The organism is Ruegeria sp. CDSA221 (genome assembly GCF_059611825.1).
Genome location: NZ_JBXWPK010000004.1, coordinates 179,530 through 205,860 on the forward strand (window position 1 = coordinate 179,530; position 26,331 = coordinate 205,860).

The 26,331-nt window shown below is 55.2% G+C and carries 28 protein-coding genes and 1 pseudogene; 17 read left to right on the plus strand and 12 right to left on the minus strand.

The features are described 5' to 3' along the window. Nucleotides 1–213 precede the first annotated feature (213 nt). The 5 genes from AC2FJ5_RS07855 (at nucleotide 214) to AC2FJ5_RS07875 (ending at nucleotide 5,899) form a co-directional block, all read left to right on the plus strand. Nucleotides 214–1,176 carry a dihydrodipicolinate synthase family protein gene (locus AC2FJ5_RS07855; protein WP_496793017.1) on the plus strand — a complete coding sequence of 321 codons (963 nt, stop codon included), beginning with the start codon at nucleotides 214–216 and terminating at the stop codon, nucleotides 1,174–1,176. A 9-nt stretch (nucleotides 1,177–1,185) separates the two neighbouring features. Further along, nucleotides 1,186–2,724 carry an aldehyde dehydrogenase (NADP(+)) gene (locus AC2FJ5_RS07860; RefSeq protein WP_496793019.1) on the plus strand — a complete coding sequence of 513 codons (1,539 nt, stop codon included), beginning with the start codon at nucleotides 1,186–1,188 and terminating at the stop codon, nucleotides 2,722–2,724. A 198-nt stretch (nucleotides 2,725–2,922) separates the two neighbouring features. After that, nucleotides 2,923–3,987: a TRAP transporter substrate-binding protein DctP gene (gene dctP / locus AC2FJ5_RS07865; RefSeq protein WP_496793021.1), complete on the plus strand. Its 1,065-nt coding sequence runs from the start codon at nucleotides 2,923–2,925 to the stop codon at nucleotides 3,985–3,987. A gap of 65 nt (nucleotides 3,988–4,052) precedes the next feature. After that, nucleotides 4,053–4,592, plus strand: a complete 540-nt coding sequence (locus tag AC2FJ5_RS07870) for a TRAP transporter small permease subunit (RefSeq protein ID WP_142637832.1) — start codon at nucleotides 4,053–4,055, stop codon at nucleotides 4,590–4,592. Next, a complete protein-coding gene (locus AC2FJ5_RS07875) occupies nucleotides 4,589–5,899 on the plus strand; it encodes a TRAP transporter large permease (RefSeq protein ID WP_271950034.1) in 1,311 nt (436 codons plus the stop codon). Before AC2FJ5_RS07870 ends, AC2FJ5_RS07875 begins: the two co-directional genes overlap by 4 nt. A 53-nt stretch (nucleotides 5,900–5,952) precedes the next feature. Here AC2FJ5_RS07875 and AC2FJ5_RS07880 read toward each other — a convergent pair whose 3' ends face one another. Further along, on the minus strand, nucleotides 5,953–6,312 hold the full coding sequence (locus tag AC2FJ5_RS07880; protein ID WP_142637835.1) for a winged helix-turn-helix transcriptional regulator: 360 nt from the start codon (nucleotides 6,310–6,312) through the stop codon (nucleotides 5,953–5,955). Nucleotides 6,313–6,399: 87 nt separating this feature from the next. On the opposite strand from AC2FJ5_RS07880, the gene AC2FJ5_RS07885 reads away from it, so the two are divergent. Further along, entirely contained in the window at nucleotides 6,400–7,491 is a 1,092-nt protein-coding gene (locus tag AC2FJ5_RS07885) for an NAD(P)/FAD-dependent oxidoreductase (RefSeq protein ID WP_496677999.1), read from the plus strand. Between the two features lie 79 nt (nucleotides 7,492–7,570). Here AC2FJ5_RS07885 and AC2FJ5_RS07890 read toward each other — a convergent pair whose 3' ends face one another. From AC2FJ5_RS07890 to AC2FJ5_RS07930, 9 genes are all read right to left on the minus strand, one after another. Next, complete coding sequence (locus AC2FJ5_RS07890) at nucleotides 7,571–8,005, minus strand: c-type cytochrome (RefSeq protein WP_496693001.1); 435 nt, start codon at nucleotides 8,003–8,005, stop codon at nucleotides 7,571–7,573. Between the two features lie 11 nt (nucleotides 8,006–8,016). Then, nucleotides 8,017–8,889 (minus strand): CopD family protein, encoded by an 873-nt coding sequence (locus AC2FJ5_RS07895; protein ID WP_496693002.1) that lies wholly within the window; start codon nucleotides 8,887–8,889, stop codon nucleotides 8,017–8,019. Then, the gene (locus AC2FJ5_RS07900) at nucleotides 8,886–9,227 is read right to left on the minus strand and encodes a copper resistance CopC family protein (protein WP_281973150.1); all 342 of its coding nucleotides are present in this window, start codon (nucleotides 9,225–9,227) and stop codon (nucleotides 8,886–8,888) included. Before AC2FJ5_RS07900 ends, AC2FJ5_RS07895 begins: the two co-directional genes overlap by 4 nt. Before the next feature lie 10 nt (nucleotides 9,228–9,237). Beyond that, nucleotides 9,238–9,669: a c-type cytochrome gene (locus AC2FJ5_RS07905; protein WP_496793023.1), complete on the minus strand. Its 432-nt coding sequence runs from the start codon at nucleotides 9,667–9,669 to the stop codon at nucleotides 9,238–9,240. 633 nt (nucleotides 9,670–10,302) lie between these two features. Next, the gene (locus AC2FJ5_RS07910; protein WP_496793131.1) at nucleotides 10,303–10,407 is read right to left on the minus strand and encodes a ubiquinol-cytochrome c reductase iron-sulfur subunit N-terminal domain-containing protein; all 105 of its coding nucleotides are present in this window, start codon (nucleotides 10,405–10,407) and stop codon (nucleotides 10,303–10,305) included. A gap of 405 nt (nucleotides 10,408–10,812) precedes the next feature. Beyond that, nucleotides 10,813–11,538, minus strand: a complete 726-nt coding sequence (locus tag AC2FJ5_RS07915; RefSeq protein WP_496701225.1) for a hypothetical protein — start codon at nucleotides 11,536–11,538, stop codon at nucleotides 10,813–10,815. Next, entirely contained in the window at nucleotides 11,522–11,911 is a 390-nt protein-coding gene (locus AC2FJ5_RS07920) for a hypothetical protein (protein WP_496693006.1), read from the minus strand. The genes AC2FJ5_RS07915 and AC2FJ5_RS07920 overlap by 17 nt, the downstream gene beginning before the upstream one ends. A 46-nt stretch (nucleotides 11,912–11,957) precedes the next feature. Next, nucleotides 11,958–12,800 carry a M15 family metallopeptidase gene (locus AC2FJ5_RS07925; RefSeq protein ID WP_496708872.1) on the minus strand — a complete coding sequence of 281 codons (843 nt, stop codon included), beginning with the start codon at nucleotides 12,798–12,800 and terminating at the stop codon, nucleotides 11,958–11,960. Beyond that, nucleotides 12,794–14,005 (minus strand): caspase family protein, encoded by a 1,212-nt coding sequence (locus AC2FJ5_RS07930; protein ID WP_496701222.1) that lies wholly within the window; start codon nucleotides 14,003–14,005, stop codon nucleotides 12,794–12,796. The genes AC2FJ5_RS07925 and AC2FJ5_RS07930 overlap by 7 nt, the downstream gene beginning before the upstream one ends. Before the next feature lie 367 nt (nucleotides 14,006–14,372). Between AC2FJ5_RS07930 and AC2FJ5_RS07935 the strand changes: the two genes are divergently transcribed. After that, nucleotides 14,373–14,768 carry a hypothetical protein gene (locus tag AC2FJ5_RS07935; protein ID WP_271950041.1) on the plus strand — a complete coding sequence of 132 codons (396 nt, stop codon included), beginning with the start codon at nucleotides 14,373–14,375 and terminating at the stop codon, nucleotides 14,766–14,768. A 104-nt stretch (nucleotides 14,769–14,872) separates the two neighbouring features. Here AC2FJ5_RS07935 and AC2FJ5_RS07940 read toward each other — a convergent pair whose 3' ends face one another. Beyond that, nucleotides 14,873–15,820, minus strand: a complete 948-nt coding sequence (locus AC2FJ5_RS07940) for a DMT family transporter (RefSeq protein WP_334223312.1) — start codon at nucleotides 15,818–15,820, stop codon at nucleotides 14,873–14,875. Between the two features lie 160 nt (nucleotides 15,821–15,980). Beyond that, nucleotides 15,981–16,237: pseudogene (locus AC2FJ5_RS07945) on the minus strand (site-specific integrase); the annotation flags it as partial. A 143-nt stretch (nucleotides 16,238–16,380) separates the two neighbouring features. Here AC2FJ5_RS07945 and ehuR point away from each other — a divergent pair. From ehuR to doeB, 10 genes are all read left to right on the plus strand, one after another. Beyond that, nucleotides 16,381–17,775 (plus strand): MocR-like ectoine utilization transcription factor EhuR, encoded by a 1,395-nt coding sequence (gene ehuR / locus AC2FJ5_RS07950; protein ID WP_496752125.1) that lies wholly within the window; start codon nucleotides 16,381–16,383, stop codon nucleotides 17,773–17,775. A gap of 95 nt (nucleotides 17,776–17,870) precedes the next feature. Beyond that, entirely contained in the window at nucleotides 17,871–18,890 is a 1,020-nt protein-coding gene (gene dctP / locus AC2FJ5_RS07955; protein ID WP_142637852.1) for a TRAP transporter substrate-binding protein DctP, read from the plus strand. A 138-nt stretch (nucleotides 18,891–19,028) separates the two neighbouring features. Beyond that, nucleotides 19,029–19,601: a TRAP transporter small permease gene (locus AC2FJ5_RS07960; protein WP_281973146.1), complete on the plus strand. Its 573-nt coding sequence runs from the start codon at nucleotides 19,029–19,031 to the stop codon at nucleotides 19,599–19,601. Between the two features lie 2 nt (nucleotides 19,602–19,603). After that, on the plus strand, nucleotides 19,604–20,890 hold the full coding sequence (locus AC2FJ5_RS07965) for a TRAP transporter large permease (RefSeq protein ID WP_496677990.1): 1,287 nt from the start codon (nucleotides 19,604–19,606) through the stop codon (nucleotides 20,888–20,890). 12 nt (nucleotides 20,891–20,902) lie between these two features. Further along, nucleotides 20,903–21,340, plus strand: a complete 438-nt coding sequence (locus AC2FJ5_RS07970) for a universal stress protein (protein ID WP_496689996.1) — start codon at nucleotides 20,903–20,905, stop codon at nucleotides 21,338–21,340. A gap of 2 nt (nucleotides 21,341–21,342) precedes the next feature. Beyond that, a complete protein-coding gene (eutA, locus tag AC2FJ5_RS07975; RefSeq protein ID WP_496793025.1) occupies nucleotides 21,343–22,113 on the plus strand; it encodes an ectoine utilization protein EutA in 771 nt (256 codons plus the stop codon). A gap of 20 nt (nucleotides 22,114–22,133) precedes the next feature. Next, nucleotides 22,134–23,123 (plus strand): hydroxyectoine utilization dehydratase EutB, encoded by a 990-nt coding sequence (eutB, locus tag AC2FJ5_RS07980; RefSeq protein ID WP_496708869.1) that lies wholly within the window; start codon nucleotides 22,134–22,136, stop codon nucleotides 23,121–23,123. 1 nt (nucleotide 23,124) lies between these two features. After that, nucleotides 23,125–24,117, plus strand: a complete 993-nt coding sequence (gene eutC, locus AC2FJ5_RS07985) for an ectoine utilization protein EutC (RefSeq protein WP_496793027.1) — start codon at nucleotides 23,125–23,127, stop codon at nucleotides 24,115–24,117. A gap of 15 nt (nucleotides 24,118–24,132) precedes the next feature. Continuing rightward, nucleotides 24,133–25,320, plus strand: coding sequence for an ectoine hydrolase DoeA (gene doeA, locus AC2FJ5_RS07990; protein ID WP_496701207.1), 1,188 nt, complete (start codon nucleotides 24,133–24,135; stop codon nucleotides 25,318–25,320). 3 nt (nucleotides 25,321–25,323) lie between these two features. Beyond that, nucleotides 25,324–26,316 (plus strand): N(2)-acetyl-L-2,4-diaminobutanoate deacetylase DoeB, encoded by a 993-nt coding sequence (doeB, locus tag AC2FJ5_RS07995; protein WP_496793028.1) that lies wholly within the window; start codon nucleotides 25,324–25,326, stop codon nucleotides 26,314–26,316. The last annotated feature ends 15 nt before the right edge of the window (nucleotides 26,317–26,331 follow it).

Below are 26,331 nucleotides of genomic sequence, written 5' to 3' on the forward strand. Positions count from 1 at the left end.
CACATCAATTTTGCCACACGTACCGGTGCTAAGTCGAGTGTTAATCCCAGCCAAAAACCAGTTGTTTTTCACGTATTTTAGGGCCTTATTCCTTCTTGTCGAAAATTTGTCGACAAATAAAATATTTAAAGTAGACTGACGGTAAGATTACACGAATCCCTAACCCGGTGGGGCATTCCACCGGCCCGGCAATAAAATACGGAGACCCAAATCGTGAACCCGAATGTCTTTTCCGGATGCATCCCGGCCCTGATGACGCCCTGTCGCGCGGATCGCAGTCCTGACTTTGAGGCGCTTGTGCGTAAAGGTCATGAGCTGATCGAGACGGGCATGTCCGCGGTTGTCTATTGTGGCTCGATGGGTGATTGGCCCCTTTTGACCGATGCGCAGCGTATGCAGGGCGTCGAGGCGTTGGTCGGGGCTGGTATCCCGGTGATCGTGGGAACAGGCGCGATCAATTCGGCCTTGGCAATCCAGCATGCCGCACACGCGCAGAAAGTGGGCGCCAGCGGATTGATGGTCATTCCACGTGTACTGTCACGCGGCGCGTCCATGACTGCGCAGCGGCACCACTTCAAAGGCATTCTGGCCGCGGCACCGGATCTTCCCGCAGTGATCTACAACAGCCCTTATTACGGATTTACCACCCGTGCGGATCTGTTCTTTGATCTGCGCAAGGACCACCCGAACCTGATCGGTTACAAGGAATTCGGCGGCGCCGAAGATCTGCGCTATGCGTCCGAAAACATCACCAGCGGTGATGACAGTGTTTCCCTGATGGTCGGCGTGGATACCGCGGTGTTCCACGGGATCGTGAATTGTGGCGCAACCGGCGCCATCACTGGGATCGGGAATGTGCTGCCCCATGAGATTCTGCATCTGGTGGATTTGTGTCAGGCGGCGGCCAAGGGCAATGCCAACGCGCGTGCCCGGGCGTTGGAGCTTGAGGCGGCTTTGGTCGTTTTGTCGTCCTTCGACGAAGGCACCGATCTTGTGCTCTACTACAAACACTTAATGGTTATGACGGGTCATCCCGAATACACGCATCATTTCAACGAAACAGATGCCCTTACTGACAGCCAGCGCGGCTATGTTGAACAACAGTTCAGACTGTTCCGTACCTGGTACGAGAACTGGAGCAGTCAGGCCGGTTCTTCGGCGCAAAATGCAGCGTGAGGATTGGGTATGTCGTTGAATAATGGATATGTTTTTCGCGGTCAGCACTTGATTGGCGGTCAGTGGGTTGGAGCTGATGAAAGCTTTGCCTCCAGCCCCGTCTCGGGTGAGGGGAGCAACTTTGCTGCGGGAACGCCTGAGTTGGTTGATCAGGCCTGTACCCTGGCCGAGGCTGCCTTTGGAGATTACGCCAATCGCAGCCGAGGGGATCGAGCCAGATTCCTGAATGCTATCGCGGATGAGATCGAGGCCCGTGCCGAGGCCATCACCAGCATTGGCAGTGCAGAAACCGGTCTGCCCGAGATGCGTCTTCAAGGCGAGCGGGGACGCACGGTTGGTCAGTTGCGCATGTTTGCCGAATTCGTCCAGGATTGTGCGTATCTAGAGCGCCGCCATGATCTGGCGATGCCGGATCGCCAACCCGCCCCACGTCCTGACATCAAGATGATGCAGCGCCCGGTTGGCCCGGTGGCTGTTTTTGGCGCCTCGAACTTCCCCTTGGCATTTTCGGTTGCCGGAGGTGACACCGCATCGGCACTGGCCGCAGGTTGCCCGGTCGTGGTCAAAGGCCACCCCGCCCATCCGGGCACCGGCGAAATCGTCGCTGATGCCATCCACGCGGCGGCCAGGGCGACCGGTATGCCCGACGGCGTATTCTCATTGGTGCAAGGTGGGGACCGCAGCATCGGAGAAGCATTGGTAAAGCATCCGGCAATCCGTGCCGTGGGCTTTACCGGTGGGCTGGCCGGAGGCAGGGCGCTGTTTGACCTCTGCGCAAGCCGCCCAGACCCGATCCCGTTCTTTGGTGAATTGGGCTCGGTCAATCCGATGTTTGTTCTTCCAAACGCTATGGTCGCCAGAGGTGAAGAGATCGGCAAAGCCTGGGCGGGGTCGATGACCATGGGGGCAGGGCAGTTTTGCACCAATCCGGGCGTTGCCGTGATGATCACAGGCGATGATGCTGACCAATTTATCGATGCTGCTGCGAGTGCCCTGAGTACAGTGCCGTCACAGACCATGCTGACCGATGGGATTGCCGAGGCATTTCGATCCGGCCAATCGCATTTGGCCGAACATCCTGCCGTGCGCACGATCCATCAAGGTTCCACGGCAGGCCGTTCAGCTGAACCGGCGCTATTCGAAACCGATGCCGAAGCGTTTCTGGCTGATCCCAGCCTCAGCGAAGAAGTGTTTGGGCCCGCATCGCTGATTGTGCGCGTCGGCTCGGAAAAAGAGATGGTTGCCTTGTCAGCCCAGCTGGACGGGCAACTTACCGCCACGATCCAGATGGATGACAGCGACACTGCGCTGGCGCAGCAACTCTTCCCGATTCTGGAGCGCAAGGCCGGGCGGTTGCTGTTCAACGGCTTCCCAACCGGGGTCGAGGTGGTGGGGTCCATGGTCCATGGGGGGCCTTATCCTGCCAGCACGAATTTCGGCGCAACAAGCGTCGGCACAATGGCCATCCGCCGTTGGCTGCGACCCGTAGCATATCAGAACATGCCCGCCGCACTCAGCCCCGAAGATCTGGAAGGCTCGACGCAATAAGCGGTGAACCACAGGGCAGAGGCTAGAAATTTCCTCGGCCATATCAAAGGCTTTGGCCCCGGTGAACGGGGCCGGGCAGGGACACCAAGATCGGCTGTTCCGTATCATCCGCAACACTCTGCCATAGAAGCAGATCACCGGAAATTCCGCGTCATTCGACGTGCAAAATCGGGCTTTGGCCCATAACAGGAGGACAAGATGAAACTCTTCTCGAACTTTGCCGCCCTGGCGGTAACAGCCACGCTTGCAATGCCCGCAAGCGCCGCAGAAATTGAATGGAAGATGACCGCAGCGATTGGTGAAGGTTCATTCTTTTACCAGAACTTCATGGAACGATTTGCGGCTAATGTGGACACACTGACCGCGGGGCGCATGCATGTCCAACCTTTTGGCGCGGGCGTTCTGGCCCCGGCCTTCAAGGCGTATGAAGTAGTTCAGGACGGCATCGTCGAAGCCGGACATTCCACGCCGTCTTATCTGGTAAACCAGGACCCGACCAATGCCGTTTTCGCCAGCTTCCCCGGTGGCATGTCCGGCGAGGCGACCCTGCACTGGATCTATGAAGGCGGCGGTGAGCAGATGCTGCAGGATTTCCGCCGCGAAGAAATGGGTCTGCACACGCTGGTCGTTGGGGTCGGTACGTCCGAAGTGATGGCGCATTCGAACGTCAAGATCGAAACAACCAGCGATCTGAAGGGCGTCAAATACCGGACCTCGGGCGCATGGGCCGCTGTTCTACAGGAAAGCTTTGGCGGCGTTCCGACGGTTGTCCCGGGAAATGAAATCTACACTTTGCTGCAGCGTAAGGGTGTGGACGCGGTCGAATGGTCGACACCAGGAGGCAATATCTCTGAAGGTTTCCACGAGGTTGCGCCCTATATGATCATGCCCGGCGTGCATCAGCCGTCCTTTCTGTGGGAAGTCTTCGTCAAACAGGAAACTTGGGATGCTCTGCCCGAGGATATCAAGCTTCAGGTTACCGCAGCGGCCAAGCTGACAACATACGAAAGCTTCACACATTTCGGTCACACGGACATTCAAGCCATGGCTGCCTTCCGCGATACCAAAGTTGAAATCATCAACATGGTACCAGCGGAATCCGAAAAGATCCGCGCCGCCGGGCGCGATTGGGCCCGTAGCCAGGCTGCCAAAAAAGCCGAAGACGGAAGCGCCCGGATGCAAGAGGTTCTGGACAGCTACCTCACCTATCAAGCGAACTGGGCCGAGAATTCGGGTTATTTGGTTCGCGACAGCGCCGAATAGGCTCTGCCCTGACATTGGTTGGATGACCGGATATTCGTGCCGGTCATCCGTTTCCGGGGACATACATGACCACTATTCTCAGAGTCATCGACGCGATTGCCGGGGCGCTGGCCCTGCTGGGTCGATGCGTAATTTTTGCCCTGATCGTGGCAATGCTGTACGAGGTTGTTGCTCGCTATGCGTTTGGTGCGCCGACGCTTTGGGCGTTTGATATCTCGTACATGCTGAACGGTTCGGTTTTTCTGCTTGGGGCGGCTTATGCCCTGCGCTGTGACGTGCATGTCAGGATCGACTTTCTGTCTCAGCGTATGCCGATGCGGGCGCAGCAGCTGTTGAACGGTGCTGTCTTTCTGTTGGTCATGACACCGATCACGACCATCTTTGCCTGGGTTGCAAGCAAAAAAGCCTGGAAAGCACTGATCACCGGAGAGGTCGAAAGCGTCAGCCCCTGGGCGCCGGTTGTTTGGCCGTTTTACACGGTCATCGCCGTTGGTCTGGCGGCCTTGGCGCTGCAATTCCTGGCTGAGGCGATCAAGTTGCTTTCGGGGCGCAAGAACCCTGGTGAGGCACCGGGCGAACTGGACGGCATGGAAGAAAACCAATGACACCATTACTGATGTTTGCAGCCCTTTTTGTGTTGGTCTTTGCCGGAGTGCCGGTGGCCTTTTCGCTCATCATCATCTCCGTCGCCTTTGGCTACATGGTGTTCGGTGAGCTGATCTTTTTGCAGCTTTATGGTCCGCTGCTTCATACGGCTTCGAATTTCGTACTGGCAGCAATCCCTCTGTTCATTTTCATGGGGGCGATACTTGAGCGTTCGGGGATCGCGAAACGTCTGTTCTTTGCACTGCAGTTGTGGCTGGGCGGCTTGCCCGGTGGATTGGCGCTGTCGACGATTGCAATGTGCGCAGTTTTCGCCGCCGCATCCGGCGTTGTAGGCGCGGTCGAGATAGTTGTGGGGTTGATGGCCATCCCAGCCATGACCAAAGCGGGTTATCGTAATGACCTCATCGCGGGAACAATCTGTGCAGGGGGCTCACTGGGGACAATAATTCCACCCTCGGTCATTGTGGTCGTCTATGCGTCGATTGCGCAGCTGTCGATTGGCAAGCTGTTTGCCGCATCTATCCTGCCCGGCTTGCTGATGGTGGTATTCTTCGTGCTTTATATTTTGGTGCGCAGCATGGTCCGACCTGCTGACGCTCCTCCGTTGCCACAGGCAGAGCGCGCGATGTCAACCGGCCGTAAGATGAAGGTGACGTTGACGGCATTGTTGCCCCCGCTGGCATTGATTGTCCTGGTGCTGGGCTCGCTTCTGGCCGGTGTTGCCTCGGCCACCGAAGCTGCCGCAGTCGGGGCCGCCGGTACGATCCTGCTGGCTTTGATGTTTCGGGAACTAAACCTGAAACTGATGTCCGAGGCACTGAATGTGACCCTGCGCATCACCGCTATGATCATGTTGATCGTGGCCGGAGGAACGATGTTCACCAGCATCTTTGCGGTCACCGGAGGTGGACAGCTGGTGCGCGATACCGTTGCCGGGATCGGGTATGGCAATGCCGGTATCATCGCATTCTTTTTGTTGGTGGTTTTTTTCGCGGGCTTTGTACTGGACTGGGTGTCGATCGTTCTGATTTTCATTCCGATCTTTGCCCCGATCGTGAAATCCGCCGGAATTGATCCGATCTGGTTTGCCATGATGGTTCTAGTGGTGATTCAGACTTCGTATCTGACACCGCCAATGGCACCGTCGATTTTCTATCTTCGCTCAATCGCTCCGCGTGACATGAGCTATGGGCAGATGTATCGCGGCGTGTTGCCCTTTGTAGGGGCGCAAATGCTGGTTCTTGTGGTTATCATCCTGATCCCCGAAGTGGCGACATGGTTGCCAGAGATATTGGTCGGGCTTTGACATAGATCTTGGTCTTGCCCCTTCAGATGCCTGGCCCTGTTCAATGGGCTAGGTCATCGCCCTAGTTGTTTCGAAAGATCTTTCGGTTCCGGTAACTTGTCCGCATTCTGCGCCGCCCATTGATGCATCTCATACAGCAGTGGAAGCAGGCTTTGACCCAGAGGTGTGAGGCTGTATTCGACATGCGGCGGTATGGTCTTGAAGTCTTTGCGAGAGACAAAGCCCGTCGTCTGCAACTCGGTCAGCTGGCGCGTTAACGTTCGATGTGTGATGCGCCCGAGGTTTCGCTGAAGCTGGTTGAACCGGCAGTCCCCCTGCGAAAGCCAGTAGATGATCAACAGCTTCCATCGACCTGAGATCGCCGAGATCAATGCTTCGATCTGACAATGATCCTCTAACTCATCATGTTTCAAGGCAGTATCCTAGATGACCGTACTTGTTCGTGTGAACGTGCAATTTTAGATAGTGGTCAGAACGTTATGCCGCAACGGGGGGACCCTATGGCGAAGAAGAAAATTGTGATCATTGGCGGGGGCTATGTCGGGTTTGAAGTTGCCCGGGAACTGGACGCTTGCGCGGACGTCACCCTGATTGAGCAACGCGAAGCGTTCGTGCATCCGCCTGCAGCGATCCGCGCGCTGGTTGAACCCGCCTTGCTGGACCAGATCATCCTGCCATACGACAATCTGCTGCAATCGGGTAAGGTCGTGCGCGGGCGCGCCGTTTCGGTTTCTGAAACCGAGGTCACTTTAGAATCTGGAGCTGTCTTTCCGGCGGACTATATCCTGATCGCCACCGGATCATCCTATGCAGCGCCGTTCAAGCCGTCGGGTGACAGCATTGCGGATTTTCAGCAAGCGAGCAAAGACGTCAGCGCGCAACTGGCCAAGGCGAATTCAGTTGTGATCGTAGGGGCAGGCGCTGTCGGTACAGAGCTTGCGGGCGAAACAGCCTCGGCACATCCGGGTAAATCCATCACCCTGGTTTCGTCGGATGATACCTTGTTTCCCAAGTACCCGGCCAAGCTAGGCGCGCAGCTCAAAGGTAAGTTGGAACGGCTGGGCGTCACTGTCATTCTCGGCCAGAGGGCGCAGGATTTACGCCATTTGGATCGGCCCTACGAAGGATCCGTGAGCTTGACCGACGGTAGAGTGATCGCGGCAGATCTTATATTTCCGGTGGTTGGATCGAAACCCCAATCGTCTTTGGTTCAAAGCCTTCCGGGCGTGTCGGCTGATGCATTGGGTAGGGTCAAAACCGACAAATGGTTGCGACCGTCAAGCTATCCGAATGTCTTCGTCGGCGGTGACATTGCCGACATTGGCGACGGAATGACAATCGTAGCAACGGCACGGCAGAATCCCTGGCTGATCAAAACGCTTAAGAAAGTAATCGAGGGCGCACCCGTTGAAAGTCAGAAACCCTACGCGCCCTGGAAAAAAGCACCCATTCTGGTGCCCCTTGGCCCAGTCATCGGCAGCAGTTGGCTTTTTGTGACAGTGGGTGACTGGATCACACGCAAGATAAAGGGGAAAGATATTTTCATTCCCAAATATCGAAAGGCTTTTGGGATTTCGAGCTCGGGAAAATAGTTCCTCCTGAACATTGCGATTTGCTAATGTTCAGGTATCCCGCACAGATGATGTCTGTGACATTCGTGTTGGCCTGCCTCTAGTCGTGTGCGAGGTTGCGACTGGCTTGTACCTGCTGAATATCTTTCGGCCATGTGGAACGGATATAGGCCAGAACATCCCATATGCCGTCATCAGTCAAAGTGCCTTCGAAACCCGGCATGCCACTGTTGAAATTCTTGACGCCGCGTGCGGCCAGTGTCTTTGCACCGCCGAATTTGGTGTAGTCAAACAAAAGCAGGCTATCATGGTGCCATGTGTGCCCGGTCACGTCATGTGGTGGAGCAGGCATCACACCGTCTTCACCCGGTGTTTGCCAGTTGGGTTGGCCTTCCAGGTTAACGCCGTGGCACGCGGCGCATTGATCTACGTAGAGCCTCTGTCCATTCGCCACGTCTCTGTCTGTAAACGTATGATCCGCGGCAACGCTGGAATAAATGCTGCATAGGACCAAAATAAATAAGTGCCTGGTCATCTCCACCCACCTCAATTCGGAAGCGTCAGAACAGTTGTTAGTGTCGCCGTAGTTGTCAGCACCGCCAGAACGATCAGCGCCTCAACTTCGATGGATCGGGCGAGGTGCTGCGCCGCCTTGGTATCTCCGTCCAGCATTGCCGGAACAAATCGAAGCTTGTTCGCGGCGGCTAGGATCAATAGCAGCCCTACAAATAGTACTTTGAGCAACAGGGCCTGCCCATAACCAGTGGAAATGAGCGCTCGGATATCACCAACAAGCAACCAAGCCATCCAGAAACCTGCGACGATCAATGCGGGTACCATCAGTGCCGCAGCTTGGCCAAACCTATGCCCAAGTGCAGCAGCAGCTGCAATTTGCTCAGGTTGAAGAGCCATACTCCGCAGCGGGCTGAAGATGCCTACCCAGAAAGCTACACAGAGCAGGTGTGCTAGTAACAAGAGTTGGGTACCAAAATTCTCTAGATCCGATAGGTGCCCGATCTGTGCAAAGGACCACAGAGCCATCGTGCCACCCACAAGTGCGATCCCTAAACCAAAGCGCGGAACAGACAATCCGACAAGGATCATTGCTGCGCCTATCACTCGATAAACAAATACATCGCCTACGGATGTCTGCCAGAGTAATCCAAGCATCTCGGGGTCGACCAGCCCATCCGCTCCGCCCGTCAAGAGGGCTCCACGAAGCATGAACCCCAGTGCCGTCGCAATGAGAGCAAGCCATGCCAAGGCCATGGATTGGCGTTTCATCGCCAGGCTTATCGGTGTGACCAAGCTGGAATAGAGACACTTAACGACCACAAGGCCAGTGGCCCCCGCAAAGCCGATATAGAGTGCTAGCTTTGCGAGGATTGCAGCAATTCCCCAGATGTCTGGCATGCTCATTCCACAGTAAAGGTAAACGCGCCCTGCATCGCATGACCGTCCTCACCTAAACCGCGCCACTCGATGACATAGGTGCCCGCGCCATTGCCTGGCAATGGAATTTTGAACTTCTGAGCAAATCTTGCCTGGTCGCCCAAATCCAGTCGTACTGCCCCGTGTTCTTCGTGTGCCATCTCTATCCGGGTCAGCCGGATGTCTTTCGAGAAATTGAGGCCAACTTCAGCAGGCACAGTCGTTACTGTGGTTCCGTCTGCAGGTGTTGTTTCTGTGACCTTGGAATGCGCCAGCGCAAAACTGGGGAGCGCAGCCAAGAGTATAAGCATTACAATCTTCTTCATGGGCCTATCCTCAATTTATTCCGTTGGCGCGCTGGATTTCACGAATGTAGGCGATCACCATAGCGACGTCACCTCGCGTCAAGCCGTCGACGGGCGGCATGTCTCCAAACTGCCAATGGTGACTTCTTACACCCTGTGAAACCGCCCTCTGAAACGCTTCATCAGCGTGGTGACTAGGTTCGTATATCTTGTGGATCAGTGGCGGTCCTGCGCCGTCAATTCCGACCGCATTGACTCCGTGGCAAGTGGCACAGGAGGCATCAAAGACCCGCTGGCCGATTGCTGCATTGCCCTCAATAGGTGGCATCTGAATTGCGACTAGGTCGATTCTTGAAACTGTCGCCTGAGGGCTGGATTCTGCGATTGGGTCTGAACGAAAAACTATGAAAGCGGCAACAGCCGAGATGACGCAAGCGCCGATTAACAAGTGACTTTTCTTCATGGGTTGAACCTGACTTTGTGGAGGCTGGAAGTGCTGCGGCACATCGCAAACAGCCGCAAGGGCCGGTCACTTAGGCGCGCGCGGATCTTGGCAGCTTCAAAGGTCAGGGGGTCTGTAGGGGCTATCTGGTTCAGTCAACTTGGATTGGGATCCAATCTGGAACTCTCGGTCAAGCTGATATTGATTCCACACGACTTGGCTGTTCTGCGAGATCAGTACGACGGCTTGGCAAAGCAAGGGGTTACACTCTCCGGTACCGGCATTATCCGTGTCGTGATGGCTGCTTTGGGCCGAGATGTCAGGGATGCTTTTCACCGCGGCGGAGTGTCCTGCCGATTGCATATGGTCCCCGCAGTGAAGCCCGACGCAGGCATGAGACTCGCTAACAAATCCGGCCAGAATGACCAGAAGACTCGTCAATAGCGCAAATGTGTATCGTCGGATGACCATGATTCCGGACGCTAATGCAGCGGAACACACAAGACAACGCCTGCAGCTTCATTATGCGCCGCGCCGTTCTAAAGGAAATTACAACGCTGATTTTCGTGATGGGGCATTCCCCGCTCTTGTCCGGCGCGCGATTCTCATCAAATGCAGAGAGTCCGGGTCTATTTTGATTTCTATCAGTCGGGCCTAGCAACTGATTAGCGGCCAAACGGCAACACAGGTCGCAGCAGTGCCAACGCCGACGATCGGATAGTAGAGGAACTTACTCTGGGATTCAGTGGTCGCATCAATCTTCTGGAAGGTTAGTCACATCGTATATGCTTTGTGCATTGGCCGTTGGGCCGTTGTTCGATTTGTTGCATTTAAATCCGTCGAATAGTCGAGGTCTTCTCGCCACTCTCGCAGCAAATACTCCAAGTCGGAAATATGGTTTCCCAAGATCTTCTCATCGACGCGTGAGTTTGTGTATTGATGCAGATGTTGTAACTGCCCTTGCTGGCGAGAGCATCGGTCTGGCCAGCTACCGGCGATATTCTGGCGAAACTCATGTCTGACACGCTGCGGTGTCTGGCTGGGGTGGGCAGCGCTGGTTGCGAACGTAGCATCGCGTGCGGGTGGGGAATGTCTCTTTTGGGCCGACCTTATCTTTATTGGGAAAAGTTGGTCCTCAGTATATGCGCCGTTTCGTGACATCGTTCATGGGCTTGCAAAGCTGATTGCCAGCGCTTCTACCGCGTCCCCGTAGGTTGGGTATAGACCGGCGCGTTGTTCAAAGGCGTAAGCCTGAAAATAGTCCCAAAATAAGGTCACTTCCGTTCCAAAATAGTCTTTGAGCAAAGGAGTATTGCAAAGGTCGGCGCGTAGACAAAATTCAACCTCGCTGAAAAACACAACTACAGTGTCGATCTGCGCTTCGATTTCTTTGAGTGTATCTGCATCGCCTGTTTTGAGATTTTCCAATAGGTTCGCCCCGATCTGCTTACGGGCCAGTTGCCGGGCTCGCTCGGGCAAGTCCGCGGGTACTTCGCCCGCAGCTTTGATTGCGGGGATCAGAACGTTGCCTAGTTGGGTGTATGTTTCGCGTGCACCGGTTTTCTGCCAGTCCGACATCAACTCGATGGAGCGCTCCTTTTTTGTGTCGAGGTAGCCCTGATAGAAGTTCAACGCCGAGACCCCGGCCGAGGCGGCAATAGCGATCAGTGACAAAAGGCGAAAGGTGCTCTCAATTCGTTCCCATGCGGTTTTAGGCGCGGGGGCCGTGTCGGCGGTGGCAATTCGGCGGCCAAGCGGGCCGTCGTCTCCTGGTTCGACATCCTCGTCCGCCTGTACAGGTTCAAGAACACCGGAAAGTTCGGCTGCGCCCGGGTCCAGATCATTGGAACGCGTACGCCTAATCGACCGTTTGTCAGTTGGAGCAGTCAACGCGGACCTCAAATGTCAGTGTTTTGTCCTTTTCGAATTGCGCGGTTTCGACCTCGCGCGCAAGACAATCAAGCGCCGGTTCGGGTATTAGAAACGCCTGGTCCAGCTGCACCGGCCCCCCTCCATCGGTTTGCACGTCCGGAAGCGCAGTCGCACTGCGATCTAAACCACATGCGGACAAATCAACAAGGTGCACCTCTGAGTTGTTCTGTGATGCCGCCAAGCGTTCGTCGTTCAGCCGCTTGAGATAGCATTTCGCGAGCAGTTCGTTCAAAGTGACCTTTTCGGCGCAAAACCCGCAATCCGCAAAAACCGGCGGTGCGACGAGGGCACACGCGATGCAAATGGAGGCCGCTGATGTCAGGTTCTTCATTGTGTGTGTCCACCCAGGAGTCTTGACAGACAAGGATAAGCGCGACTCAGTTGTTTTGTGAACCCGTTTTGAGGCGTGCGTATAAGATGAGTTCGGGTCGGTACTCAAAGTGCATTCCATCGAAGTGGTGCCATTTGCCTCCCCAGATAAACCCAAAGCGTTCCATTTGCTGAACGAGCGCAACTGGGTATTGATTTTCGTAGGCCCCGGCGTTGCCTTCAGGAGCGCCTGACCAGCGCCAATAGCCGCCAAGCTGCGTGTTGAAGTCGACCGCGATACCAAAACTGTGCGCGCTTAGCCGTGGCGTGCCAGCGATACGACGCCAGTTAAAGCTTCCGCCGACTTGGGTGAAATATGGGTCAAAATCCTCACCACTGGCAGCCATCGCATCGAACGCAGCTTGTAATTGATGTGCAGCGCAGTGGTGGCTGTTCAAGGCAAAACGGGCGCGGCGCTTCGGCCCCTGGTATTCTGCGCGCCAGAGCCGGGCTGCAACCTGAGTTTCTGTTTGCCCATAAAGTGCGCGGAAGAAGGCGTCGTTGCGGGCGCGGCCTGGGTCGAACCAGGGTGTGTCACGCGCCGCGAGGTCAAAGGTCAACGGATAAATCTGCGCGAACTGGTCGATGATGGAGGCGTTCGCCAGCCGTTCCTTCGGCGGACCGTTATGAGCCGCGCCAAGTGGCAGCGTCTGGCCGCCCGTTGTCAGCGTTTTCGCTGCTTCGTCGACGGTCAGGCCGGGATATGCGGTCTCAAGTGCTGTGGCGATTGCGGACCGACCCTGCGGTAATGGCATCGCCAGAAAATCGCGGGGGACGCAGCCATCTGCACGCGCAAAACTCGGCAAGAGTCCAAGCGCAAGAGAGACAGCGACTAGCCGCGATATTAGCATCCATTGGCCCTTTCGAGCGCTTGCAGACGCTGCACCTCGCCTTGTTCGGCTGCTGTCAGGCGCGGGTTTCGAGTGGTGCATTGGCTTGTGTCAAAGGCAGCCCGCGCACGCGTGGACTGAAAGCAGAAGCCGTTGTTATGAAAGATGAGGTTGCGCGAGTACCAAAGCTGTTCGCAGGTGCTGGGCGGCGAAGGCACTGGTGCCACGGCCCTTTCGGCGGGTTGGGTAGCGGCACTGAGCGTGTCGATCCGGTCCTGAGCAGCGGCGGCATAGATGGGGCAGCCCGCGTGCATGGTCATGAACGCTTCCAGCGCGGAGGTGCTAGACGTGGTTTGTAGCACTTCCCAGTCAGCGCGTGCCGCGTCGCATGGGCTGATCTGAGGGGCAGAGGGTTGGGGCGTTGGAACAGTTACTGGGAGCGGGGCGGGGCCGCCGCGCTCAAAGGTAAATGTGCCCTGTAGCTGGTCGTAGTAAGCTGGGAACTGGTTGTGGTTCACACTGGCAGCCAGTTTACGCACGTCGGTCCGCACAAGGCGCACTAGCTCGTTCAGAGGTAGGCCGGGTGTGGTCATCCGCTCCAGCAGGGAGCGAGTGAAGACCGAGTTGGGGTTTGGGTCATTGTCCGACAGTCGGTCCAGCGCAGTCTGGCCTGTACCGGCAGAAAAGAGGACGAAGGCCCCTTCGGCCGGCTCCATTCGCGATAGCCCGCTCGAGCGGCCCACGGACCGGGTACCTTGGGTGGGGAATGGGTTGTCGCGGCAGGCATCGAGTATCATCAGTGCCACGCGCGCACCGCGGGACTGGATTACATCAAGGATCTGGTCAGCAGCGATGCTTTCGCCGGTCACAAAATCTTCTTCGCCCGGACGCACTTGGGGTACGTCGGTGGGCAGCAGGTAATTGCGACCTTCTACTTCGATGCCGTGTCCTGCAAAGTAGAACACGACCTCGTCTCCAGGACTGATCTGGCGAGAGAAATCTACAAGGCCGCGCCGCAGGTCCAGCCGCTCGGGGTCGATCAGTTCGGTGACCACAAATCCGAGTTCGCTCAGCGTGGCAGAGACGGCTCGAGCGTCATTGCCTGCCTTTTGCAGGTCGTTAATATTTTCATAGCTGTCGATCCCAATAACCATCGCCAGCCGTTCCTCGGCAGTGGCGAGCGAACCGCATAGCAGTGTGGCGGCGATCCACATAAATAAACGCAAAACGGTCTCCTTAACGTTTGTCGTACCGCTCTGAATTTAAGGCTAACGTGTGTGTGAGGTCGTGTCCAACTTCACCTAGAAAGCCGGGCGGAGCGTTGTCCACATTTTTGACAATGTCGACATCCAGAGAAATGGATGATGCAAATCTTTGCTTTCGCTGCTGCGCTGAAGTTGGATGTCCGCTCCGACGCGCAGAATCTCACTGGAACCAGCCAAGTTCCAGCCGTGCGGTGCCATTAATTTGGGGCAACGTAGTGGTTTGAGGGTGCCGGTGTTTCTGCTTCTTTGATCTGCGTTCAGACGCGCTTATTGAGAACTTTGAACCAAAGATATATTTTGACCGGATTGCGAACGAAAAGGAAAGTTCATGATCAGAACTACTGCACTGACGCTCTTAGCTCTCCTCTCGGCAACCTCGGCATTCGCAACTGTCGGGCTGTATTGCGAGGCCCCTGATGGATCAGGCGCTGTATTTGATGTCGGATTGGGAACTGTCCCTGGTCTCGCAGTTGTAAGCGCGACCATTCACGCAGACGGCAAACACTGGAGCCTTACTGAAGTCGATGGTGCGATACCAATCATCGTGGCACAGGGGGCCGATGTCGATATGCGTACTGTAATCGACTTTGCCGATCCCGAATACAGTCGGATCGTTGCCTCGGTTCGATTGATAACCGCTGTCGAAGGAGACAAATCCGTCACTGTAGGCACGCTCACGATTCCGGAAATCGGTGCCTTCCCGCTGGTTTGTGAAGGGCCGTAGCCGTTCGATGTTGTGCAATGTACCGGGGGCTAGCTCGGCGGAAGCGGTGATCCCAAATTCTGCTTTGCTTAAATGTCTGAAATGGGCCGCGAGAGAGAGTAGTTTTAGATTGGAGGTGCTGCACGTTCTGTGACCAATTGTCTGGCTACGACTCTTTCGCGATGAATCATGTACAACCCTGCACTGATGATGATTGCAATACCAAGTAGGCTAAGCGTGTTCGGAAAGTCATTGAAGACAAGATAGCCGAACAGGGTCGCTACCGGCAGCTCAAAGTACTGCAAAGGTGCCAATGTGGCTGAAGGCGCGAACGAAAGCGCATAGGTCATCATCATGTGGCTCACCGTTGCAAAAAAACCAGCTCCCAACAGCCACAACAAAGCGATGTCTGTCGGCCAAACAGGATCGAACAGCTCCGAACCAGAGCCTTGCGCAAATATTAAGATTGGAATGGAAAACAGGCTGGCAATCAGGCCAGTGTGGAATTGCAGAGCCACGGGATGCATCCGACGTGACAATCCTCGCGTCACAAGAATGTAGAAAGCGAAAGCAACTGCCGTACCAAGCGGAATTATTGCAACCGCGCCGAAGGCCGCGAAACTGGGCTGGATGACGAACATTACTCCAACAAACCCGACAAGAGCTGCCCCGACACGACGCGGACCTACGTCTTCACCAAGGTAAAACTTACCAACCAACAAGACAATGAACGGGGCCACAAACACGATTGCCAACGCATCGGCGAGTGGCATCACACGGATGGCAGCAATGAAGCAAAAAGTTGCGAACAGCAAAAGTAATGAGCGGAATGCGAGTACGATCAATTTGCCTCGCGCTACATGCAACGACAGCCCCATTATCCAGACGAACGGGGCCATCAACACGCACTGCACTACAAAGCGAGCAGCCGTAATCTGCCCAACTGGTACGCTAGCCGACGCGAGTTTTGCAGCTACGTCCAGCAAAGGAGCGGTGAGGCAAAATCCAAGCATCAGTGCAACTCCTGCAAGGATGCGATCCGTAGATTGAGGTATGGAATCAGCCGAGGACATCTCATCTTGTAGAAACGTCGCTAAACGCGTGTCTGTTCTCTATGCGACGCGGAGCAAAAATCCCTCAACTTGCGAGTTGGGGGTGGGTTAGAATTTGCGCTAGCAACGAACAGCAGGTTCGATGAGATGCGCAGCAGCAGATGGCCGGTTCAAAATTGGTCTACAAGCTCTTGATCTCGATTGCTGCTGCGATGGCAAAGGCGTCTTCAAGCTCGACGCTCAGATGCCGAACCGTGCTTACCATCTTTGCATGACCCAAGAGCAACTGAATCGCCCGAAGACTTCCTGTCTTTTCTTGTAGAACTGCGTGACTTTGGTCCGGCGCATTGATGGAGTTCCTTAGGCGCTGGCCTCGAAGCCAATGGGCTTCATCCAGTCCCGGACAATCCGCGCATACTGACGTGTTGAGATCTTCAGGAAAACTAAGTGATAGATCCACGGTCACAGCAATTACTTTCTTTTCAAGGGAGACACATAGAAAAAGCTGTAATTCCGACCCCTGTGAAGCTCTTGGTGATTGATCTGCTTGTTCGCGAATTCGAATTGGTTACTATTGTCGCATGACAAATTGGAAACCATCCCGAGATACGCTGAGTTCACCGCTGCATACGAGCCTTGCCACGATGATTGCAGGCGCGATCGAAGACGGCAGTTTGTCACCTGGACAGAAATTACCCACACACCGGAAACTGGCCGATGACCTGAGGTTGAGCGTTAATACCGTCAGCAAAGCTTACGACATTCTGCGTCGCCAAAACCTGATCGATGGTCAGATTGGGCGTGGCAGCTATGTTGTCGACACTGACAAAACCGACGGACAGCCATTCAAGTTGGAGTCAGAACCTCGAAACTTGTTCGACATGTCGATTTCGCGCCCCTTGTTTAATGGCCTGCATGTTGAGGCGATGCAATCAACGCTGAGGACTTTGCATGCCGGGCTCGACCCGGCCATATATCTTTCTACACGCCCGAATGTAGGCCACGAAACTCACCGAAAAACGGGAGTCAAATGGCTTTCACATTGCGGCCTTGAGACAAATGCAGATTCAGTCCTCATGACGAATGGGGTAACGCATGGAATGTCGGCAGCAATGTCTGCGATATTGCGTCCTGGCGACGTCATTCTGTCAGATATGGTCACGCATCACCTCTTGGTTTCGAGTGTCGCATATTTCGGATACCGACATGTTGGCCTTGAAACTGATGAGCACGGAATCCTGCCCGATGCATTGGAAAAGGCGTGCGTTGATAAGTCCCCTAAAGCATTGTATTTATTACCATCTCTTGCCAACCCTAATGTACATATGATGCCAGAGGAACGTCGGCGCCAAATTGCTGCAATCGCCCGCAAACATAGGCTGCATATTATTGAAAACGATGCGTTTGGTCCGGTCGCAGCGGATCGCCAGCCGCCTGTTTCGATGTTCGCACCAGAACTGTCGGTCTACCTGACGACGTTCACCAAATGCACGGTCAGCGGGTTGCGTGCGGGTTATGCCGTTGCTCCGGACCATTTGCTTCCTGCATTGACAGCGAGACTGATCGTATTTGGTTGGATGGCAACGCCGCTGATCTGCGAACTTGCCTCACGCTGGGTGGAAGATGGCACAGCACAAGCGCTGGCGGATTGGCAGCGCGCGGAAATTGTCAAGCGGTATCACATAGCAACGCAAGAGCTTGCTGGTTTTAAATGGACGGGCCATCCGGCCAGTTTGCATCTTTGGTTGCAGCTCCCTCCAGATTGGGATTCCAACAGTTTTGTCGCCCATGCCCGCGAACTAAATGTTGCGGTGTCCCCCGAAAGCCCATTCCTTTCTCCCAAGGCTACCCCAACAAATGCAGTGCGCATTTCGGTGGGAAGCATTCGCGAAATCGAACGTTTTCGCCAAGCTCTGAAGCTTCTGGCCGGTTTACTTTTGCGCCCACGCGAGCCTTTGCCGCAATTCGCTTACTAGAATGTAGCGCAACAATATAATAATTGACTCGCAGTACAATCTTCGGGATGTGGTGGAACATCACTAACAAAGAAGGTGATATCTGGGAGGATATGATGACCAAGACTGCACGTTTTACCCTGCGCGTCTGCGCACCCCTTGCTGCTGCATTGCTAACCTCAACTGCCGCTTATGCGGACAATTGGCGCTATGCTATGGAAGAGGGGCTGACAGATCCGCAAGGCCTGTACGCCACCAAGTTCAAAGAGGAAATCGAAGCCAACTCGGATCACACAGTCCAGATTTATCCTGTGGGTACGCTTGGTGAATCGGCCGACGCCATGGAGCAGGCCCAGGCTGGATTGCTGCAGTTCATTGATCAATCTCCAGGTTTCACCGGTGCGTTGATCCCAGAGGCCGAAGCCTTTCTGGTGCCATATATCCAGCCGACGGACCCTCAAGTCGTGCGCAAGTTTTTCAAAGAAGGCGTCGCTGTAAACGAGATGTTCCACGATATCTATCGCGAACAGGGATTGGAATTGTTGTCGGTGTTCCCGGAAGGTGAAATGGTGGTCACCACAATGGAGGAATTTCGGACACCTGCCGATTTGGAAGGTATGAAAATTCGGACCATGACCTCACCATTGCTTTTGGAGACTTACACGGCCTTTGGCGCTTCCCCGATTGCTATGCCTTGGGGCGAGCTGATCGGCGGACTGAAAACTAAAATGGTTGACGGGCAAGAAAACCCGGCAATTTGGATCGAGGCCTATGATCTGGATAACCTGACTAATGTGATGACCTATACCGGACATGGTCAGTACACGACTGCTGTGATGGCAAATGCAGAGTTTTACGACGCGCTAAGCGATGCGGACAAAGAACTTGTTCAGAATGCGTCGCAAGTCGCACTCGATTATATTCTTGATGTTGCCGTCGAACTGGATGCAACCGGTCTGGCAAAAATTCAGGAGAGCAATCCGGGCTACACAATAAACCGGCTAACCGAGGAAGAGCGTGCACCCTTTAAAGAACGTGCAAAAGCGGTCGAAGCAGCCTTTGTCGAAAGAGCGGGCGAACGTGGCGCTGCCATCCTCGAGCAAATGAAGAAGGATCTAGCGGCTGCGCAGCAGTAGCGCTTTGCCACAGGCATCCATCACGTTTGCGATGTGTTCATCTGAAAAATCGGTGCAGGCCCAGAACCATAGTTCGGGCCTGCAATTTGGAAATAGTAAACCGGCGATCAGCCTATATTGCGAATGTTCGGGGGGAATATGAGCGAAACGACGAAGAAAAAGTCGGGCCTTGCCGGAATTGTTGATGGCATTGACAAGGGGATCGCTGCGCTTGAGCGGGTGATCATGGCCACAGGCGTCATTCTGATGGCAGTCAACACCATCGCAAATGTCATCAGCCGGTTTGTTTTCAACCACTCCATTATATTCGCCGAAGAGTTGAACAGTATATTCATATTGTTGGTGACATTTGCTGGTATCGGCTACGCCGCGCGCCATGGTCGGCATATCCGCATGTCCGCCATCTCAGACGCGTTACCCGAACGGGTCAGAAAAATCTTGATGGTTGTAGTCACGGGAGTCACCGCTGTGCTGTTGCTGCTCTTGGCGTGGTACGCTGTGCAATACATCATCAGCATGTACGCCAAGGGGCGGGTCTATCCTGCCCTCGGATTCCCTGTTTATCTCAGCTACATCTGGGTGCCGATTGGGCTGTTTGTGACCGGGGTTCAATACGCGCTCACTTTCATCAAAAATCTTCAGGAACCTGAAATCTACCTGTCAACTGATCTGCGAGAAGCAGATGCGCGGGAACTGGAAGTGGAGCTTTAACCATGGCACTCTTAATGTTTTCCGCAATGGTTGTCCTGCTGCTTATGGGTTTCCCGATGATGGTACCCCTCATTGCCGGCGCGTTCATCGGCGTGATCGAGTTGTTTGGCACAATCGACAAAACTGAGTTTATGATTCAGCAAATGTTGGGTGGTATCCGGCCCTCTTCATTGATCGCCGTGCCTATGTTCATTCTGGCAGCGGATATCATGACACGTGGCCAGTCCGCAGGGCGGCTGATTGATATGGTCATGGCCTTTGTTCGCCATGTTCGAGGGGGGTTGGCCGTCAGTACAGCTGCGGCTTGTGCATTGTTCGGTGCCGTGTCCGGGTCCACCCAAGCCACGGTCGTTGCGGTGGGAACGCCACTCAGGCCCCGAATGCTGAAAGGTGGCTACAAGGATTCTTTCATTTTGGCCCTGATCGTCAACTCAAGTGACATCGCGTTCCTGATCCCGCCCAGTATTGGTATGATCATCTACGGTGTAGTTGCCAAGGCCTCCATCCCTGAACTGTTCATCGCGGGCATCGGGCCCGGATTGTTAATCCTGTTCATGTTCTCGGTCTACAGTATGATCTACGCCAAAATAAATGACGTCCCCACTGAACCGGCCGCCACATGGTGCGAACGCGCGGTAGCGGTTAAACGGGCCTTGTGGCCGCTGGGTTTCCCGGTTCTGATCATCGGCGGCATCTTCTTCGGCGTTTTCAGCCCGACCGAAGCCGCAGCAATCAGCGTGGCCTATGCGGTGTTGCTGGAAGTCTTCATTTTCAAAACAATGAAAATCACCGGCCTATACCAGGTCGCCCTGTCAACGGGCATGGTAACGGCGGTAGTTTTTATTTTGGTGGGTGCAGGTGCTGCCTTTGCCTGGGTTCTGTCATTCGCGCAGATACCGCAACAGATTTTGGGCGCTCTTGGCATTGATGAAATGGGGCAGATCGGCGTCCTGTTCACAATCGCGATTGCGTTCTTCATCGGCTGTATGTTCGTGGATCCCATCGTGGTCATCTTGATCTTTGTTCCGATCTTTGCGCCCGTGGTCGAGAAAACCGGGCTGGACCCAATTCTGGTCGGCACTTTGATCACATTGCAGGCCGCCATCGGCTCGGCCACCCCGCCGTTCGGATGCGATATCTTCACGGCGGTAGCGGTGTTCAAACGTCCCTATCTGGAAGTAATCAGAGGAACGCCGCCTTTCGTGATCATGCTTTTGAGTGTCTCGGTCTTGATGATCTTCTTCCCGCAGGTGGCACTGTTTTTGCGCGACATCGCATTTAACAAATAAAAGGAGCGACAAATGTTCAAATCAATACTCGCTGCTTTTGACGGGTCTGAAGGATCAGAGGCCGCCCTTCGCAAAGCCGCTGAATTGGCTAAGTTGTGTGATGCGGAAATGTTGGTACTGACGCTCTACCGTCATCATTCGATACTGGAAGGATCGATGTATGTCATTGATGCAGAAAAGCCCGATGATATTGACGGGATCATGCGCGATCACGCAAAGATTACTGCTGAACGCGGCGCGTCCATTGCGCGCGAGGCGGGGTGCGAGAACATCCGGGCCTTTGTCAAAGGCGGGCCAACGGCGCGAACTATCGTCAGCTTTTCCAAAGAACATGAGAATGACCTGATCGTCATGGGCAGCCGGGGATTGGGATCGATTGAGGGCTATTTGCTGGGCAGCGTCTCTCACAAGGTGACCAGCCTTGCGCAATGCCCGGTTCTGGTGGTGTGAGGATGGCAAAGGCTTTGGATATACAATCTTCGACTTCGTCTGTGGCTCTCGCGCTGGATGCTCGCCCTGTCACACATCGTATCGGGCTGGTCACGCTGGCCACGGATCATACGACGGAAACTGACTTCGCACGCATTCTGCAAGGGCATGATGTGGGCGTATATGTAAACCGGATCGGGTTTGAAAACCCAACCACACATGAAAGCCTTTTGAAGACAGGGCCGCTGTTGACCGATGCCGCAGCAGAGATCCTGCCTGGCGAGGCGCTAGATGTATTGGTGTATGGATGCACTGCAGCTTCGGTAGTGTTGGGGAACGACAAAGTGGCCGAGCACATGAACAGCGCAAAGCCAGGCACGCCTTGCGTCACACCCAGCTCGGCTGCCTTTGATGCATTTGAGGCTTTGGGGGTAAAAAAAGTAAGCGTTCTTACGCCCTATACGCAGGATGTGACGGATTCTCTGGTCACCTATTTCTCGCAACACGGCCTCGATGTGGTGAACGCAGTTTGCTTTGGATTGTCCGATGATCGCGACATGGCGCGCGTCTCAAGGGACAGCATTATCGAAGGTGGTGTTGCTGCGTGCGATCTCGATGCTGATGCGCTTTTTATTTCCTGTACGGCGGTGCGTGCCGCCCCATGTGTCGCACAATTGGAGGCCCGAATTGGCAAACCGGTTGTTACCTCCAATCAGGCGATGGTTTGGCGCTGCATGAGGCATCTTGGGATTACTTCGGATTATCCCGCGGGCGGTATGTTGTTCAGTAAATAGGAAAAAAGTCAGGACAAGAGATGAGCTCTGAAATCACACTTCAGGATAGTTTTGCTGCGCGCGCGCGGATCGCACAGTCGATCCGGGTCACGCCGACGGTGTCGTCAGACGCGCTCAGCAAAGCCACCGGCGGTGATATTCGCCTCAAGCTGGAGCAAGGCCAGATCACCGGCAGTTTCAAGCTGCGCGGGGCATCCAATGCTGTGTTGTCACTTAGCGATGCGCAGCGCGCCAAAGGTGTGGTGGGTGTATCGACGGGCAATCACGGGCGCGGTTTGGCCTATGCGGCAAAGCAGGCCGGGGTGCGGTGTATCATCTGCATGTCGGAACTGGTGCCGCAAAACAAGGTGGACGGCATCAAGGCGCAAGGCGCAGAGGTGCGCATTGTCGGGCGTTCTCAGGATGACGCACAGGTAGAAGTTGACAGGCTGGTCGCCGATGGGATGGTCATGCTTCCCCCGTTTGATCATCGCGATATCATTGCCGGGCAAAGCACCGTTGCACTGGAAATGCTGGAACAATCCCCGGATCTTGAAACGGTTCTGGTGCCGCTGTCGGGCGGCGGACTGATTTCCGGCGTCGGGATGGTGATGAAGGCGGTTAATCCGCAGGTCCGCGTTATCGGAATTTCGATGGAGCGCGGGGCGGCTATGTATGAAAGCCAGAAGGCGGGGAAACCGGTTCTGGTCGAAGAACTGTCGACACTGGCCGACTCGCTGGGCGGTGGGGTTGGATTGGACAACCAGCACACTTTTGCCATGACTCGTGCCTTTGTTGATGATCTGATTCTTGTGACCGAGACCGAGATTGCTGCTGCCATCCGTCACGCCTATTGGCAGGAACGTCAGATCATTGAAGGGTCCGGCAGTGTCGGCATTGCCGCGCTTCTGGCGGGAAAAATCAAAGACCCAGGTCGGTGCGTCGCGCTGATCTCGGGGCAAAACATCGACATGCAGCTGCATCACCGGATCATTTCCGGCGAAGATGTGGATGTGACGGCGGAGGGGTAGGATGCCGGAGATCAAAATACTGACCGAGGCCGAACTGCGAGATCTGGTGCCACTGGATATGGACGCGGTGGACTGCATTGAACAGGGCTTTACGACGCTCGCCGGGGGCAAGGTTATCATGCCGCCGATCATGACACTGATGGTCCCCGATCATAATGGCGAGGTATGTGTAAAGTCTGCTTATGTCCCCGGCATAGACAGCTTTGCCATGAAGATGAGTCCCGGCTTTTTCGATAATCCCAAGCTGGGCCTGCCCAGCACATCAGGCTTGATGGTGCTATTCTCAAGCACCACTGGCGTTCTGGAAGCTTTGCTTCTGGATAATGGTTATCTCACGGATGTGCGCACCGCCGCTGCGGGAGCGGTATCTGCGCGCCACCTTGCGCGCGAGGACGCGACACGCGCGTGTATCATCGGTGCTGGTGTGCAGGCGAAGCTACAACTCAAGGCGCTGACCCTTGTGCGCGGCATCGAAAGCGCTGTGATCTGGGCGCGGGATGCGGCCAAGGCCGAAACATTGGCGTCCAGCCTTCGCGAAGAACTTGGGGTCGACGTCACGGCCAGCACTGATAGGGCGGGTGCCGTGTCCTCGGCAGATATCATCGTCACGACAACCCCTTCGGCGACCCCGCTGATCAAAGCGGACTGGCTGCAACCGGGGCAGCTTGTCATTGCGATGGGTTCGGATCAGGAACACAAGGTCGAGCTTGACCCGGGTTGTCTTGCCAAGGCAACGCTCTATGTGCCCGACAGCCAAGCCCAATGCGCCCTCAAAGGCGAGCTGCGCAGCGCCATTGCGGTAGGCATTTTCCCGGCTGATGACAGGTTTGCTGAACTGGGTGATATCACCTCCGACAAGGCGCCGGGGCGACAATCCGACAGTGACATCATTATTGCTGACCTGACAGGTACGGGTGTCCAGGACACCGCCATTGCCACGCTTGCTCGCCAGCGCGCGGAAAACTCAGGCAAAGGCACCACGTTTTCAAGCTAACAACGGATTAACTCTATGCCAGAACCAAAACTCCACTTCTCACGCGATGAGTTCAGCCAGCGCATTGCAAAAACCCGCGCCGCCATGGCCGAACGTGGGCTTGACCTTCTGATCGTGACGGACCCTTCGAACATGAACTGGCTGACCGGCTATGACGGTTGGTCTTTCTACGTGCATCAATGCGTCGTGCTGAGTCTCACTGGCGAGCCGGTCTGGTACGGCCGTGGACAAGATGCCAATGGCGCGCTTCGCACCTGCTTTATGGATCCCGCCAATATCATCGGTTACCCGGACCATTATGTACAATCCACCGAACGTCACCCGATGGATTACCTGTCGGCACAGCTGGCCGATCGTAAGCTGGATAAGGGCCATATCGGCGTTGAGATGGACAACTACTGGTTCACAGCTGCGGCCTTTGCCGCGCTACAGCACCACATGCCAAATGCCAAATTTTCCGATGCGACTGCGTTGGTCAACTGGCAGCGTGCGGTAAAATCTGAAACCGAGCTGGAATATATGCGCCAAGCGGGCCGCATAGTGGGCCGTATGCATGAACGTATCTTTGAAAAGGTCGAGCCGGGCATCCGCAAATGCGATCTGGTGGCCGAAATCTATGATGCGGCCTTACGCTATGACGCACAGATCGGTGCGGGCGGAGACTATCCCGCGCTGGTGCCACTTTTGCCCTCAGGCGCGGATGCCTCAGCCCCGCATTTGACATGGGACGATCAGCCAATGAAATCCGGCGAAGGCACGTTTTTCGAGATCGCAGGTGTAGTCAAACGCTACCACTGCCCGCTGTCGCGCACGGTCTTCCTTGGAAAGCCCACGCAAACATTCCTCGACGCTGAAAAGGCTGTGCTTGAGGGCATGGAGGCCGGGCTGGAGGCTGCAAAAGAGGGCAACCTCTGTGAAGATGTCGCCATTGCCTTCTTCAGCGTGCTAAAGAAATACGGGATCACCAAAGATAACCGCACCGGTTACCCGATCGGTGTCAGCTACCCGCCCGACTGGGGTGAACGGACCTTCTCGCTTCGTCCCGGCGACAAGACGATTCTGCAGGAGAACATGACCCTGCACTTCATGACCGGCCTCTGGATGGAGGATTGGGGTTTTGAGATTACTGAAAGCATCCGCATCACCAGAACCGGCCATGAGTGCCTGGCCAACGTGCCCCGCAAAATGGTTGTGAAGGACTGAGTAATGACACCCAACCCAATTTCCCCGACGATCCCGCTGGATAGCGATGGTATCCACCACGGTTTCCTACGGCTGCCTTACAGCCGGGATGACAGTGCTTGGGGGTCAATTATGATCCCGCTAACGGTTATCAAAAACGGAGATGGGCCTACGGCTTTGCTGACCGGCGCCAACCATGGCGATGAATATGAAGGGCCCGTGGCGTTGCAAGAACTGACGGTTACGCTAAAGCCCGAGGACATCACCGGACGCGTGATCATCGTGCCTGCCTTCAATTATCCCGCTTATCGCGCCGGCTTACGCACCTCGCCCATCGACAAAGGCAATATGAACCGTGCCTTTCCGGGCCGGCCAGATGGCACCCCGACCGAAAAGATTGCCGACTATTTCCAGCGCGTTCTTTTGCCAATGGCCGATATTGCGGTGGATTTTCACTCGGGCGGAAAAACGCTGGATTTCGTGCCCTTCGCGGCGGCCCATATCCTTGAAGATAAAGCCAATGAAGCGGCCTGTTTCGCCGCGATGGCCGCCTTTAACGCCCCCTATTCGGTGCAGCTACTGGAGATCGACAATGTCGGAATGTACGACACGGCGGTCGAAGATATGGGTAAGGTTCTGGTTTCAACAGAATTGGGCGGTGGTGGCTCTGCCACAGCCAAGTCGATTGCCGTTGCAAAAAAGGGCCTGCGCAATGTGCTGATCCACGCAGGAATTCTGAAGGGCGAGATGCAGATTGATCCAACCGTGCGCCTGGATATGCCCGATGGTAACTGCTTCGTGTTCTCGGAAAACGATGGCCTCTACGAGCCGATGGTTGATCTTGGTGAACAGGTCAACCAAGGCGATGTTGTGGCCCGCATTTGGCCCGTTGATCGCACCGGGATTGCCCCGATTGAATACCGTGCCAAAGTTACGGGCCTTTTGATCAGTCGCCACTTTCCCGGTCTCATCAAAGCGGGCGATTGCGCGGCGGTGATCGGGTTGAACGTTGGATAACTTTATTCCCCGGAG